Raw genomic sequence first — 14,595 nt, forward strand, 5'->3', positions numbered from 1 at the left:
ATTACACTCCCTGTTTTATGCTGTGAAGTTTCCGTCATAGCTTAACATTACTGCTGACGATACACCTTCTACTTTTGATAATGTTGATACGAAAGCGGCATCGTTCCCTTTTAGGCGTACTTCATAGGTTACTTCCATTTGTTCATCATTCATTACCGATTTTGATTTTAATAAATAACGTTTTGAAGCTTCTTTCAACAATCTTTCGATTACTGTATTTGTTTCTTCATGCTCAAAACGTACTATAACTAAGTACGGGTTTTCGATCACAATTTTATTTTGGAAAACAATAATGACTACTCCGATAATGACTGAACCAATTACCGCTAAAGGAATAAATCCTGCACCACATAAAATTCCGACTACTACTGACCAGAACAGGAATATTAAATCCATCGGGTCTTTAATCGGTGTACGGAAACGAACGATTGATAATGCACCGACCATACCAAGTGATAATAGAACATTTTGACTGATTCCCATAATGACAAGTGCTGTTGCCATAGCCATAATCATCAACGAAATATTGAACGAATGTGAGTACACAACCCCGTTAAACGTTTTCTTATATATGAAGTAAATAAATACACCTAATAAAAAGGCACTTGCCAGTCCGATCAATGCGTCAATTAAAGAAAAGCTGGACGTCTTTTCTAAAAAACTCGATTTGAAAATATCATCAAAATTGGTGATATTCGTTGCTGCTAATAATGTAAACACTTAAAATCCCTCCTATTTTTTAGCCGAACATGCGGCTTAACTGATATTTTGAATAAGCTTCATGACGCGTATGAATGCCCTGCAGCAGCATTTTAATGACTGTCGGCAAGTACTCGTCATACTTCACTTCCAAAATGACTTCATTTTGATCAAGTACATCGACCATTGGTAAGTTTTTGTCGAACATATCCGTATTGCGCAAGCTTGTCTGTACTTTGCAATCGAATGTTATACGCACATTGCCATGCTCATACAAGTAAGCTTCACGTTCATAGTCGACAACGGTCGTTGGTTTCAGGTGATATAGTTTGATATCTTTATACAAATCTCGAATTAATGATCGCTCATCATCTTTCATCCATTCGAAATCATTTACACGCAATTGCTCAAATTCTTTTTTTGTCAGCGAACATTTAGATTTGTATGTCTGGTTATTGCGCTTCGATTTGCGCTCAAGATGAATGACCGCATCACTTTTGTTGTAAATGCGCACCCGGTATTTATCCCGGTTTAAAAAGCCTTCCTTCTTTTCGTTCATTACCTTATTGTCGAAGTTGTCGAAATAACAGGAACGGATGAGATAACGCCCGTTTGCATTTGCATGCGGATCGAGCTTCATCATATGACGCAGCTTCATTTTTAAAATTTGATAGTCGATATATGTAATCCCAAATTTCATTTCACTGCGGCCATTTGGATTATAGGATGTTTGTTTTGTCACCTTGCTCACCCCTTTTTATATTTTCTTCTGCTTAGGATTACAACAGCACCGATTGCGATAATGACTGCTGCAAAGGAAGCTGCCAATATGATGATCGTCTGTTTTGAATTGCCTGTTGCCGCGTCTTTTGTATGTTGCTGCCCTGGCATACCGTTCATTTGGGGCATGTTTTCAAAGTTCGGCATTTCTCCGTTCGCGGGTAACTGTCCATTTCTTTGTGGGCGATTACCGCGCTCTTGGTTGGCATTCCCTTGCCCGTTGTCCCCGAACTCCGATGGGGCTTGCCCGTTCATTTCAGGCATTTCGCCGTTCATTTCACCACCCGGACCTCCGCCAAATCCTGATCCTGCCCCTGATACACCTTCAATTTCACCGGCAAGCTGCTTTAAAATCGATTCGCTGCGCTGTTTTGCAAATTCCGGCAAGCTTTGTTCACCGCTCACTCCTGCCAGAAATTGCTCTGTCGTTGCAAATTTGGACGGATCTTCATCTACTGCTTTCTGCAGCAAATCTTGCAATTTGGTTGTAATCGCAAGTACATTTTGTTCTGTTAAAATTTCAGTTGCGATTTTTTCTAAATAACCGTCATATAACGCCCGCGCCTCTTCGTCCTCTAAAATAATTTTCAATAATGGACGTGCATCAACAGTTGTTCCGGATACAGGCTCCGTAATACTGAAATTAATATTGGAGTCGGTTATAATCGTTTCGTTAAGCATCATACCGCCGCCCCCCATGCCACCGTTCATCTCCGGAGGATTGTTTGCAGTTTCTTCTGTTTGTGCTTCGTTACTTTGCCCGGCACTGGCACCGGCATTGGCTTGCCCATCCGGACGACCACCCCCACCGCCAAATCCACCGAATGCCATGTTATAATCCCATGGAATAACAGAGAATTGGCCATTTTCATCTTCATATAAATAGTAGTTATGCTTGAATGAGCCTTGATAACTGTCCATGCTGACAAGCGCCGTATTTAATGCGAAATAACGGGCTACCTGGTCAATATCAACCGAAGAGCTGTCACCCTCGCTAATTTCTTTCATCATGTTGATGATATTCGAATTTTTTTCAGCTGTTTTTTTGTTCATTTTTACTTCATCAAAAATTCCGGCGTAATCATCTGTAGCATCCGATTTATAGGCTAAATCACTGCCATCGCCTTCCGGTTTAAAAATAAACCCTTCTGTCGATCCGAAATTTGTTTTTGCAAAGGCTTCCCCGATTTCTTCAACGGCAAGCATCAGTCCGTAATATTCACCATTCACAAGCACCTTCACATAAGAGTGTGCTGGTGTCGCGATCCCAAGCTGTTCCATCAGTTCGTATGAGACAAACTCCTTCATTTGTGTTGTATCTGAAAAGTTATTGTTTAAATTAATTTTCTCCAAACCGTAAAATGTCTGGTTCGTATCATATTGGGCAAAATCAACTTTTAGGCTGTAGCGCTCTGAATCGCTGTTCGCCACACTTGATAATGAGGAGTTCCCTTTTGCACGAACACCTACATTGTCATATGCTTCACCGTTAATCGTTACTGTTGCTTCCACATATTCCTCGGCAGTCGGGTTGTCCAAAATCTTATTCCAGTTGCTGTCACTCACCGTTATTTCTACGACTCCGAGTTCATCTTCGTTAAATAATTGTTCTTTATAGTCATAGCCTGCTGTTGATTTTTCTACGTTAAAATACTTCAGCCCATAAACTGCTGCTATCACGACGGCAACCGTTAAAATAATTGGTACAACTAGCCATCTTGTACGCACTTTCAAAGTCATTCCTCCTTACAAACGATACAATACAGAGGAAAAATGAAATGAAAATGAAAAAATGGTTCGGGTAAATAAAAAAACTCAACTTTTCTCCAGAAGAAAAAAATTGAGTCTATAATTCATGTATTTTGTTTTGTTGCGGATGTTAATCAGAACTCCTCGCCTACTTTTGAACAATCGGCAATTCAACAGTAAATACTGCCCCTTCGCCTAGCTCGCTTTTTACTGTAATTTGCCCGTCATGCAGATCGGTAATGACTTTTGCGATGGCAAGTCCGAGCCCCGTTCCAGATTTATTGCGTATTTTATCTGCCCGGTAAAATCGTTCGAAAATGTGGGGTAAATCTTCCGCTGCAATGCCGATCCCGGTATCCGCCACTTCAATTTTCACGAAGCTTGTTTCCTTATATGCGCGAACATGAACCGTACCTTCCGTTGTATAGGTCACTGCATTTTTCAGTAAAATATAAAGCAGTTCTTCTACCAATATTTTATCTGCTTTACTCGTCAAATCGTCCTCAATATTGAGCTGAAATGATAGGTGCTGCACTGTTTTGGCAAAGCGACGTGTTCGTTGAATGAGTACATTCGATAAATCCACTTCACTGATTTTCAGCTGAATTTGATTTTGATCCGATCGTGTTAGCGTAAGCAAACTTGAAAGCATATCATTCATATAATTTGCTTCATTTTTCATATCATCCATCGTATCAGTCGGGTAGTCGGTTCCCTTTTGTTTCATTTGCGCTTCGAATAATTCCAGCGAGCTGTACAGTACGGCAAGCGGTGTCCGGAGCTCGTGGGAAGCATTTGCTACGAATTGACGTTGTTGCTCATACGACGTCTGGATTGGTGCCATCGATTTTTTTACTAGGAAATAACTTAAAATCGCGATACCGATACTTGAAACAGTCAGCAGCATAATAAGTAAAATAAGCACGTTTTGTAACAGTTCTTCATATGTCGTGACATCCTGGCCAACTGCGATATAGCCCAGTGTCTCCCCTTTCATGCGCACAGCCTGTGTCATAACGAGCAATGTTTCGCCTTCGTAGTCATATCGTTTAAACTGTTTCGTTTCTACCGGCGTTAAATTTTCCTGCAATACTTTATTGAATCCCGCATGCAGCTCTTCGCCGTATAAAATTTCCAGATCACGGTTAACGACATAAAAGAAGCTAACTTTATCGACTTCAAGTTCAAAACGCTGAGGAGGCTTCGGTGGTCCGTTATAAATATTGAAAAACTTATCAATATTGTTAGCCGCATAACTTTCAACCATATTTTCCTGTACTTTGTTCAAAATTTGCGCAAAAGATATATAGAAAACAATTAAAAACAGCACGAGAAAAACAAAATAGCTGATGGCATTCATCCATGTGAGGCGCATTTTTATTTTTCTAAACATCGCTGTCCCTCAATTTATAGCCAAGTCCGCGAATGCTTTGAATATAGGACGGCTCATCTTCCATATCGATTTTCTTGCGCACTAGACGGATGAGCGCTGCCAGTGTATTTGTGTTGGCATTATCGTCAATGTCCCAAATATAGTCGAGCATCTGTTCATGTGTCAGTACTTGTCCTCTATTTTCAATTAAATATTCGAGCAGCAGAAATTCATTTTTCGTCAGGCTTACTTCGAAATTCTCAATAAAAACGGTCCGCTTGTTTTTATTAAGCTTCAGCGAACCTACGATGACTTCCTCTTCCACCATTTTGTTTTTCCGACGCAACAGTGCCCGGACTCTTGCGCGAAGCTCCTCCATTTTAAATGGCTTCACCATATAGTCATCCGCGCCATTATCCAATCCTTCGATAATGTCCTCCGTTGCATCTTTTGCCGTCAGCATTAAAATTCCACCATCAAATCCTTTGCTCCGTGCATACCGGCAAACTTCAATCCCTAAAGCTTCCGGCATCATCCAGTCGAGCACGAGCAGATCGTATTGATAGTAATCGATTAAATCCTTCGCTTCTGCTCCATCAAACACGGAATCAACCGCATAAAAATCGAGCTTCAATATTTTCGCGATGTTATCACACAATGTATGATCATCGTCCGCTACTAAAATTCGCAATTTCCGCACCTTCTTTAATTGAAATCAACTTGCCATTATTTTTGCACACCTTCCCTTTTTATTCTAGTAAAAATATAAAAAAGGAACGCCCGGTAATTAAGAGCGTTCCCATCATTTCAAATTACAGTTGAAGCTGTGGATAAATTTCATTCACATTTTCACGTAACTTCGCCTTTAAGAACTTCCCAACAGAAGTTTTCGGAATTTCCGTTAGGAAGACGATATCATCCGGCAGCCACCACTTTGCAAATTGGCCTCCCAAAAATGCTGTAAGTTCCTCTTTTGTTGCATAGGCCCCCTCTTTCAAGACAACACATGCCAGCGGACGCTCTTGCCATTTCGCGTGTGGAATGGCAATGACCGCCGCTTCAAATACCGCTTCATGCGACATGAGCGCATTTTCCAAATCAACGGATGATATCCACTCACCACCGGATTTGATCAGGTCCTTTGTTCGGTCTGTTATTTTAATGAATCCCTCTTTTGAACGAACCGCGATATCCCCTGTATACAGCCACCCATTAGAAAATGCTTCCGCTGTACGCTCATCCTCATAATATTCTGCCGCAATCCATGGACCACGCAGACGCAGCTCGCCCATTGTTTCTCCGTTCCACGGCACTTCACCGTTTTCATTGACGATGCTCGATTCAATTCCTGGAACCGTTAAGCCTTGCATTGCGCGTGTTTCAATTTTTTCATCCAATGACCAGTCATTCATATGTGACATATCACGTGACATCGAAACAATCGGTGAAGTTTCCGTCATGCCGTATACCACAATATAGTTGATGCCCATTTCTTCGTACTTTTTAATAAGGCCTTTTGGTGAAGCCGATCCTCCACAGAAAATCTCCTGTAATGTCGATAAATTACGTGCTCTTTTTTCTTGCTCCTGCAATGCACCGAGCCAGATTGTCGGGACGCCTGCCGTTTTCGTTACATTGTATTGCTCAATGAAATCCAATATTAATGCCGGTGTAAACTGAGGACCGATCAATACTTGCGTAGCCCCTACATTCACTGCTGCAAACGGCATCCCCCAAGCGTTAACATGGAACATCGGAACAATCGGTAAAATTGTGTCACGTTCCGAGATTGCCATCGTATCCACCATTGAAATTGACATGGAGTGCAGCACAAGCGAACGATGTGTATACACGACCCCTTTTGGATTTCCCGTTGTTGCGCTTGTATAGCACATGCTTGCCGGCGCATTTTCATCCAAATCTTCCGGGAACTCAAAGTTTTCATCTGCTCCTTCCAGCAATGCCTCGTATGACAGTACGTTCGGTAATGTTGTTTCCGGCAGTTCCCCATCCGCCATAATAATATAATGTTCAATTGTTTTCAGTTCCGACTGCACTTCTTCAATGAGCGGTACTAAATCTTCATCTATTAAAATTATTTTATCTTCTGCATGATTAATAATGTACGCAATATGTTCCGGTGACAGGCGGATATTGACCATATGCAAAATTGCGCCTGTACATGGAACCGCAAAATAGGCTTCTAAATGGCGGTGCTGATTCCAGGCAAATGACGCAATTTTGTCACCGCGCTCCATGCCCAGCTTTGTTAATGCGTGCGCTAACTTTCTTGTGCGCTTTACCCATTGCCCGTATGTAAGGCGATGAACCTTCTTTTCACTTGTACGTGAAATAATTTCTTTGTGTGCATAATACGTCTCTGCACGCTTGACCATATCTGTTAAAACGAGTGGTGTTTGCATCATCATTATATATTTCCCCCTTTTATGAGGCATTATCTTTACCGGCAATCCCCATTACCAATAAAACACCTCCTAATTTCTCCCACAATACCATTCTAATATAATATACTGAAAAATGAAAATATTTTGTCAATAATGCAGCGATTTCATTTTACTAGAGAAACGAATATTACAAAATTTTGCTTTTAGGGTCTCCCACCTCGAGGCTTTCCACAGGCACCTATATAAAAAAGCGAGTGAACTGCTTTTCAACAGTTTCACTCGCTTCTATAAGTTAAATCGCGTTTTGTGCTAATCGTACTTTTAGTTTTTCCAGCATATCGACCGTCATTTTTTCCAGATCGTAGTTAGCTTTGAAGCCCCATTCTTCAATCGCTGCCGATGAGTTGATTGCATTTGGCCAGCTGTCGGCAATTGCCTGACGGATCGGGTCCACATCATAATCCATTGTGAAGCTTGGAATATGCTTTTTAATTTCGGCTGCGATTTGTGACGGCTCAAAGCTCATCGCCGAAATATTAAATGCATTGCGGTGCACAAGCTTTGCCGGATCTGCTTCCATTAAATCAACAATGGCCTGCAGTGCATCCGGCATATACATCATATCCATATACGTACCTTCTGCAATATACGATGTGTAGCGTCCTTCCGCAATAGCTTTATAATAAATATCTACGGCATAGTCCGTCGTTCCTCCACCAGGTGGCGTTACATAAGAAATCAGCCCCGGGAAACGGACACCGCGTGTATCCAGTCCAAAGCGTGTGTAGTAGTAGTCGCATAATAATTCGCCAGCTACTTTATTGACACCGTACATCGTTGTTGGACGCTGTAATGTATCTTGTGGTGTATTGTCCTTTGGCGTAGAAGGACCGAATGCGCCGATTGAACTTGGCGTGAAAAACTGCATATCTAGTTCACGTGCCACTTCAAGTGCATTCATTAAACCGCCCATATTTAAATTCCAGGCGAATACCGGATTTTTTTCTGCTGTTGCCGAGAGTAATGCAGCCATGTGTATCATCGTGTCTGCACCAAAATCATGGGCAAGTGTGTGCATGCGTTTCCCATCTGTTACATCCAATACTTCAAATGGACCTTCATGCTGATCAATTTTTCGAATATCTGTTGCCAATACATTATCTGTGCCATACGTATGGCGTAATTTCTCTACTAATTCCGAACCAATTTGACCTAAAGCACCGGTCACCATAATTTTCTTCAATCTGAAGCCTCCCTATCCTTTAAAAGACATGTTTTCAGCCTGTTACCGCTGAATATACCGTCTATTATTTCTCATCTATTAAAACAAATGTCCTTGTGGAAAATACATATAACCATCCAAAAATATTGATGTTCAAACATTTTCATGAAATTTATTATATGGTGTTCTTTTCTAAAAAACAATATGTTAAAAATATTCTTTTTCAGCAATACATTTGTACGTGTGAAATATTCGAATAGAAAGATTACTTTTATACGAGTGGCTCTGGTTGTAAAATCAAGTGAAATTTAATTTCTCTTTCTAACATTGGGTCAATTTCCATTCCGGGTCGGACGCTTTCCGCTGGAGTTGCCTCCCCCATTTCAATATTTTTATTGGACAACTGGAAAGTCTACTCATCCAAGAGTGCTTCATAAATATGGTGGAACTGAATTCTTTCGCTGTTTGCCAGTTTGACATATTGTTCGTGGATATTGATTTTTTGGATTGCCCCGGAAACTGTATAGAGGCCAGTTTGCTCCCATACTTTTAGTTGGATCGGGCAATGCTCTGTGTAGGCTCGCTGCAGATTGATGTTAATTTGTTCTAACTGGGCTTCGTCAAGTTGGGGTTGGGTAACAATTGCGTCCTCTTCCTGCCATTCACGCAATAGTTGGACATGCTCCGGCAACATCATTGCGCTCCATTTAATTGTTCCTCTATCTCTGTTCATCGCCTTCACTCCCTATTGTTTATGCCCGCCTACTAATTCAGCCCGTGTCAGTGCAGTACCTGCTTCCGTATAGGAAACCGCACGCAATATCGCTGTTGTACCGTATTTTGTACGTAAACGGTCCATCGTTTCTCCGAGCTTGCGGTTACGCCAACGCATCTCATCGAACAGGCTGAGCTGCATCGAATATTCACTTTCAATATTGCTTAATGTAATCGTAATTTTGCGTGCCGGCCGTTCGGCATAAAATTCATCGAGCAGCTGCTTACACACTTCGAAAATTTTCAGTGTATCGTTTGTCGGCTCATCGATTGTACGTGAACGATGAAATCCGCCCCCGAAGGCATCTTTACTGTAGCTAAGCCCTAATGAAATCGTCCGACCGATTTTCTTCGCTTCCCGCGCCCGCCTTGCCACGTCTTCACACATTTCCAGCAATACGACTAAAATTTCCTTTCTACTGCGATAATCGCGCATCAGCATCTGCCCTTTACCGAAGCTGATTTGCCCTTGCATAATCGGCGCACCGACTGTCGAATGATCGATTCCCCATGCATGGTAATACAGCTGATTGCCGAGAATTCCGAAGCGCTTTTCAAGTAACGCTAAATCGGCATGCGCCAAATCGTAGACAGAATAAATGCCCATATGATTCAGCGTTCTTTCCGTACGGCTGCCGATTCCCCACATCGTGGACAGCGGCATGATCGGCCACAGTTTTTCCGGTACATCATTATATGTCCATTTCGCAAATCCCGTCTTTTTTGCTTCGATGTCGAGCGCCAGTTTTGCCATCAGCATATTTGGGCCAAAACCGACTGCACATGGAATTTCAAATTGGTTGTAAACGAGCTGCTGAATGTATTTTGCCGTTTCTTCAGGCGGCCCCCATAATTTTTCGGTTCCGGTTAAATCGATAAAACTTTCGTCGACGCTATATACATGAATGGCCTCTTTTGGAACGAACTCGTTGAACAGACGTGTAATTTCCATTGATATGCGTATAAATAATGACATCCGCGGCTCAAAAAGACGAATATCCGGATGTGGCGGGATTTCGTATAATCGTGAACCTGTGCGAATATTAAAGCGCTTTTTCATCGGAGGGGACGCTGCAAGTACAACACTTCCCTTTTGCTGAAAATTTCCGACAATCGCAATCGGTACTTCCATTACATTTAAATTTTCAACCGATGCAATACAGCTTGCATAAAAACTGCGCATATCAATACAAATAATCGAACGTTCCGGCACATTTTCATACATAAAGCTCATCTCCTTATATCGAACGTTTGTTCTTATATTAAAATGAGACGTGTGAGATGGCAAGTGGAAAGTAGTGGCTGTTTTGGTTGAGAGGGATTTTTTTATTGTATCAGTGAGTTAATTTGCTGCTTAATGCAAAAAAAGCGCACCGACATTCATCCGGTACGCTTTTAAAATTTATTCTTTTATTACTTTTTCATAAAGACCCGGACGGCGATCTTCGTATACAGGAATGCGGCCGCGCACTTCATCGACTGTTGAAAAATCAACGTCAATAATCGCCAGTTCCTCATCCTCTGCACCTGTCCAAAGCACTTCACCCCATGGCCCGATAATCATTGACTGACCATTGAAATTTTCCACTTTACGGGCAATACGATTTACCGCAACGACGAAGCACTGGTTTTCAATCGCTCGCGCCTGCAGTAATATTTTCCAGTGATCGATACGTGGTGTCGGCCATTGTGCTGGTACAAACAGCACCTTAGCACCATCCAACGCATGGGAACGCAGCCATTCAGGGAAGCGAATATCATAGCAAATTGCTCCGCCCGCTTCGAGCTCACCTAATGCGAAACGGTTCATATCACTGCCGGATTCCAAATACAAATGCTCATCCATTAAGCGGAATAAATGCACTTTACTGTACTCGCCGACTAATTCACCATCGCGATTGAATGTGTACATCGTATTGAAAAACTTATCATCACGTTTCACCGATACCGATCCACCTACAATATGTACCGCCAATTCTTTTGAAAGACTGCTTAAAAATGATTTCGTACGTTCTCCATTTTCGTCCGCCAGCTCTTCCAGTTTTTCGAGCGCATAGCCCGTATTCCACATTTCCGGTAATACAACGATTTCAGCACCGCCTGCTACCGCTTCGCGAATAAATTTCTCCGCGCGTTCATAGTTTTCATCTACCTTGCCAAAACCAACATTTAATTGAATACAACCGATTTTCATAACTGCCACCGCCTTAAAAATTCCGTGCGAATCTATTTTCGCATATTCGTACTTCATTGTAACATCTCACTTCAAGTTGTCAAAATCTTCACTTTACTTAAGTGAAGTTTTAGACTAACATTAACCTTACTATTTTTCAGAGGTGATAAAGAATGATTGAATTTTCGAAAAAGCTTCAGCAATTACCACAACAGTTTTTCGCAGCACTTGTAAACAAAGTAAATGAAGCGCTTGCTGAAGGGCGCGATGTGATTAATTTAGGTCAGGGAAACCCGGACCAGCCAACACCGGCACATATTGTGGAAGCACTGCAAAATGCGGCAAATGATCCACAAACACATAAATATTCTCCGTTCCGTGGTATTGCAGAGCTCAAGCAAGCAGCTGCGGACTTCTATAAACGTGAATATAATGTCGACATTGATCCCGCTACAGAAGTGGCCGTCTTAGGCGGAACAAAAATCGGTTTAGTCGAACTTCCGCTTGGACTCTTGAATCCTGGCGATTATATGCTCCTCCCAGATCCGGGTTATCCGGATTACTTATCCGGTGTCGCACTTGCAGATGTAAAGTTTGATACGATGCCGCTTCAAGAGGAAAATCACTTTTTGCCAGACTACGAAGCATTGTCCACAGACATTAAAAACCGGGCCAAATTAATGTATTTAAATTATCCGAACAACCCGACTGGCGGTGTCGCAACGCATGATTTTTTTGAACAGACCGTACAGTTCGCTAGAGAAAATAACATTGCGGTTGCCCATGACTTCGCTTACGGGGCACTAGGCTTTGATGGTGAACGCCCGCCAAGCTTCCTTCAGGCACCCGGTGCAAAAGAAGTCGGCATTGAGCTTTATACATTGTCCAAATCGTACAATATGGCAGGCTGGCGTATCGGCTTTGCTGTCGGTAATGCAAAAATGATTGAAGCGATCAATATTATTCAGGACCATCTGTTTTGCAGCCAGTTCCCTGCGATCCAGCATGCAGCCGCAGTTGCACTGAATGAAGAGCAATCTTGTGTAGAGGAATTGCGTGCATTATATGAGCGCCGCCGCAATGTACTCGTTGAAGAAGCCCATAAAATCGGCTGGGAAATCACAGCACCAAAAGGCTCGTTCTTTGCATGGCTCCATGTACCTGCACCATATACGAGTGAACTGTTTGCTGACTTTTTACTGGAAAGAGCGGATATTGCCGTTGCAGCCGGTAATGGTTTTGGTGAATACGGCGAAGGCTATATTCGTGTCGGGCTGCTCGTCGATGAAGAACGTTTGCGCGAAGCCATACAGCGTGTCGCGAAGCTTGGTCTGTTTGCGCAGACGGTTTTGAAATGACTTTTGAATGCTCTGCTATCGAAAATGCGGTGTTTTATTCGCCGCATTTTTATTTAATTCTCAATTTCAGTTAAATAATCCTCAAACTCATCTCAATAATCCTCACTTACCCTTACTTAATCCTCAGTTTACTATTTATAATCCTCAACATAACAAAACTCAGCACCATCAAAATCAGTGCTGAGCTTAACGTCGCTTATTTAATTACTTCTAACTCGCGGCCTACTTTTTCGTAAATCGCTAATGCTTCATCGAGCATTTCTTTCGTATGTGCCGCTGTTGGCATATTGCGCACGCGACCTGTTCCTTTTGGTACTGTCGGGAACACGATTGCTTTTGCGTACACACCTTCTTCAAGTAAACGTTTCGAGAATTGTTGTGTCAGCTTTTCTTCGCCGATAATACATGGTGTAATCGGTGTTTCCGATTCCCCGATATTAAAGCCAAGTTTTGCTAGGCCATCTTTTAAATACTGACCGTTTTCCCAAAGCTTGTCATGCAGCTCTGTTGATTCCATAATCATCTCTACCGCACGTGTAATCGCCGCAACATCCCCTGGTGGTAATGCTGTTGAGAATAAAAACGGACGAGAGCGAACTTTTAGCCAGTCGATCAGATTTTTCTTCCCTGCTACATAGCCGCCGACAACACCGATTGCTTTTGACAATGTACCGATTTGGAAGTCGATGTCGTGTTGCAGACCGAAATGCTTCACTGTTCCAGCACCTTTACCTGTAACGCCTGAACCGTGTGCATCGTCTACATACGTAATTAAATCAAATTCTTTTGCGATTTCCACGATTTCAGGAAGCTTGGCAATATCGCCATCCATCGAGAAAACACCGTCTGTAATAACCATTACTTTATTGTAAAGGCCTGATTCTTTTGCGTCTTTTGCTTTTGCACGTAAATCATCCATATCCGCATGCGCAAATGGAATAATTTTAGCTTTAGATAAACGGCAGCCGTCGATAATTGAAGCATGGTTTAATGCATCCGATAAAATCGCATCATTTTTGTCCATAACAGCAGAAATTGCCGCCATATTACAATTGAAGCCTGATTGATAGCTGATTGCTGCTTCTGTACCTTTAAATTTCGCTAATGTTTCTTCCAGTTTTACGTGTAGATCGAGCGTACCGTTAATTGTACGAACAGCACCTGCACCAACACCATATGAGGCGATTGTGTCCTGAGCAATCTTTTTCAGCTCATCGTTCGTCGCCAAACCTAAGTAGTTGTTTGATGACAGGTTTACAAGCTGTTTGCCCCCAACTTTAATGATCGGGCCGTTTGCTCCTTCTACCGGATCGATTTCGTTGTATAAACCTTGTGCTTGTAGTGCCAGTAAGTTTTCATCTAAAAAGGTGTTTAATACGTTTGACATGCGCGTTCATCCTTTCGATATCTATTTCCACTATATTTTAGCACAGAGAATGAAAATTTTATGTAAGCGGCTCTCCGATTATTTCCTCAAGCTTTCTTTTAAAGAAAAACAAGGAAGGCTGAATAACATAACCTGTGCCGAGCGCTAAAATAACCGTCCCGAAACCAACAGGACCACCAAGCAGCCATCCGGCACCTGTCGCAAATACCTCCATTACGAGCCGCCCTGTTTTCACAGAATAGCCTTTACTCGCAATAATCATCATAATCGTATCACGCGGCCCTTCGCCAAGACTTGCCGCAATATAAAGTGCACAGCCAATGCTCATTACAAAAAATCCTGCTGTAAAATACGCAAGTTCCAGTACAAAAATACTCGTCTCTGGCAAGAGCCAGTTGAACAAATCAATAAATGAACCGATGAACAGCATATTTAAAAACGTGGCAAGCTTCGGAATGCGTTTCAAATAAATCGATGTCCCGATAATAATCGTCAGACCCGTTAAAATGGACCAAGAACCGATCGTCAATCCAATTTGCTTGTAAAGACCAATATGGAAAACATCCCATGGAGCTGTACCGACAACATTCCCTTTAATCGTCATTGTAATACCAAACGCCATGATCATCATTCCTACAAAAAAACTTCCCCATTGCCATTTAAATTTCTTCGACAC

The 14,595-nt window shown here is 42.1% G+C and carries 13 protein-coding genes; 1 reads left to right on the forward strand and 12 read right to left on the reverse strand.

From position 1 onward, the window contains the following. Window positions 1-15 precede the first annotated feature (15 nt). The 10 genes from M3166_RS11375 to M3166_RS11420 all read right to left on the reverse strand — a co-directional run bounded on the left by M3166_RS11375 (window position 16) and on the right by M3166_RS11420 (window position 11,195). Complete coding sequence (locus M3166_RS11375; RefSeq protein WP_251689924.1) at window positions 16-720, reverse strand: DUF4956 domain-containing protein; 705 nt, start codon at window positions 718-720, stop codon at window positions 16-18. A gap of 19 nt (window positions 721-739) precedes the next feature. Beyond that, entirely contained in the window at window positions 740-1,441 is a 702-nt protein-coding gene (locus tag M3166_RS11380; RefSeq protein WP_251689925.1) for a polyphosphate polymerase domain-containing protein, read from the reverse strand. A 5-nt stretch (window positions 1,442-1,446) separates the two neighbouring features. Continuing rightward, the gene (locus M3166_RS11385; protein WP_251690051.1) at window positions 1,447-3,207 is read right to left on the reverse strand and encodes a CotH kinase family protein; all 1,761 of its coding nucleotides are present in this window, start codon (window positions 3,205-3,207) and stop codon (window positions 1,447-1,449) included. Between the two features lie 169 nt (window positions 3,208-3,376). Continuing rightward, window positions 3,377-4,621, reverse strand: coding sequence for a sensor histidine kinase (locus M3166_RS11390; RefSeq protein ID WP_251689926.1), 1,245 nt, complete (start codon window positions 4,619-4,621; stop codon window positions 3,377-3,379). Further along, a complete protein-coding gene (locus tag M3166_RS11395; RefSeq protein ID WP_251689927.1) occupies window positions 4,614-5,291 on the reverse strand; it encodes a response regulator transcription factor in 678 nt (225 codons plus the stop codon). The genes M3166_RS11390 and M3166_RS11395 overlap by 8 nt, the downstream gene beginning before the upstream one ends. Window positions 5,292-5,412: 121 nt before the next feature. After that, window positions 5,413-7,026, reverse strand: a complete 1,614-nt coding sequence (locus M3166_RS11400; protein WP_251690052.1) for a long-chain fatty acid--CoA ligase — start codon at window positions 7,024-7,026, stop codon at window positions 5,413-5,415. Window positions 7,027-7,297: 271 nt separating this feature from the next. Then, window positions 7,298-8,248 carry an L-threonine 3-dehydrogenase gene (locus tag M3166_RS11405; RefSeq protein ID WP_251689928.1) on the reverse strand — a complete coding sequence of 317 codons (951 nt, stop codon included), beginning with the start codon at window positions 8,246-8,248 and terminating at the stop codon, window positions 7,298-7,300. A 391-nt stretch (window positions 8,249-8,639) separates the two neighbouring features. After that, window positions 8,640-8,960 (reverse strand): YolD-like family protein, encoded by a 321-nt coding sequence (locus M3166_RS11410; protein WP_251689929.1) that lies wholly within the window; start codon window positions 8,958-8,960, stop codon window positions 8,640-8,642. Window positions 8,961-8,972: 12 nt separating this feature from the next. Beyond that, window positions 8,973-10,226: a DinB/UmuC family translesion DNA polymerase gene (locus tag M3166_RS11415; protein ID WP_251689930.1), complete on the reverse strand. Its 1,254-nt coding sequence runs from the start codon at window positions 10,224-10,226 to the stop codon at window positions 8,973-8,975. A gap of 177 nt (window positions 10,227-10,403) precedes the next feature. Next, complete coding sequence (locus tag M3166_RS11420) at window positions 10,404-11,195, reverse strand: carbon-nitrogen family hydrolase (protein WP_251690053.1); 792 nt, start codon at window positions 11,193-11,195, stop codon at window positions 10,404-10,406. 152 nt (window positions 11,196-11,347) lie between these two features. Here M3166_RS11420 and M3166_RS11425 point away from each other — a divergent pair, with 152 nt between their 5' ends. Next, complete coding sequence (locus M3166_RS11425; protein WP_251689931.1) at window positions 11,348-12,532, forward strand: pyridoxal phosphate-dependent aminotransferase; 1,185 nt, start codon at window positions 11,348-11,350, stop codon at window positions 12,530-12,532. A gap of 196 nt (window positions 12,533-12,728) precedes the next feature. Here M3166_RS11425 and M3166_RS11430 read toward each other — a convergent pair whose 3' ends face one another. Beyond that, a complete protein-coding gene (locus tag M3166_RS11430) occupies window positions 12,729-13,919 on the reverse strand; it encodes a glycine C-acetyltransferase (RefSeq protein WP_251689932.1) in 1,191 nt (396 codons plus the stop codon). Window positions 13,920-13,977: 58 nt separating this feature from the next. Then, window positions 13,978-14,595: a YczE/YyaS/YitT family protein gene (locus tag M3166_RS11435; RefSeq protein WP_251689933.1), complete on the reverse strand. Its 618-nt coding sequence runs from the start codon at window positions 14,593-14,595 to the stop codon at window positions 13,978-13,980.

The sequence above is a fragment of the Solibacillus isronensis genome (assembly GCF_023715405.1).
Taxonomy (GTDB): Bacteria; Bacillota; Bacilli; order Bacillales_A; family Planococcaceae; genus Solibacillus; species Solibacillus isronensis_B.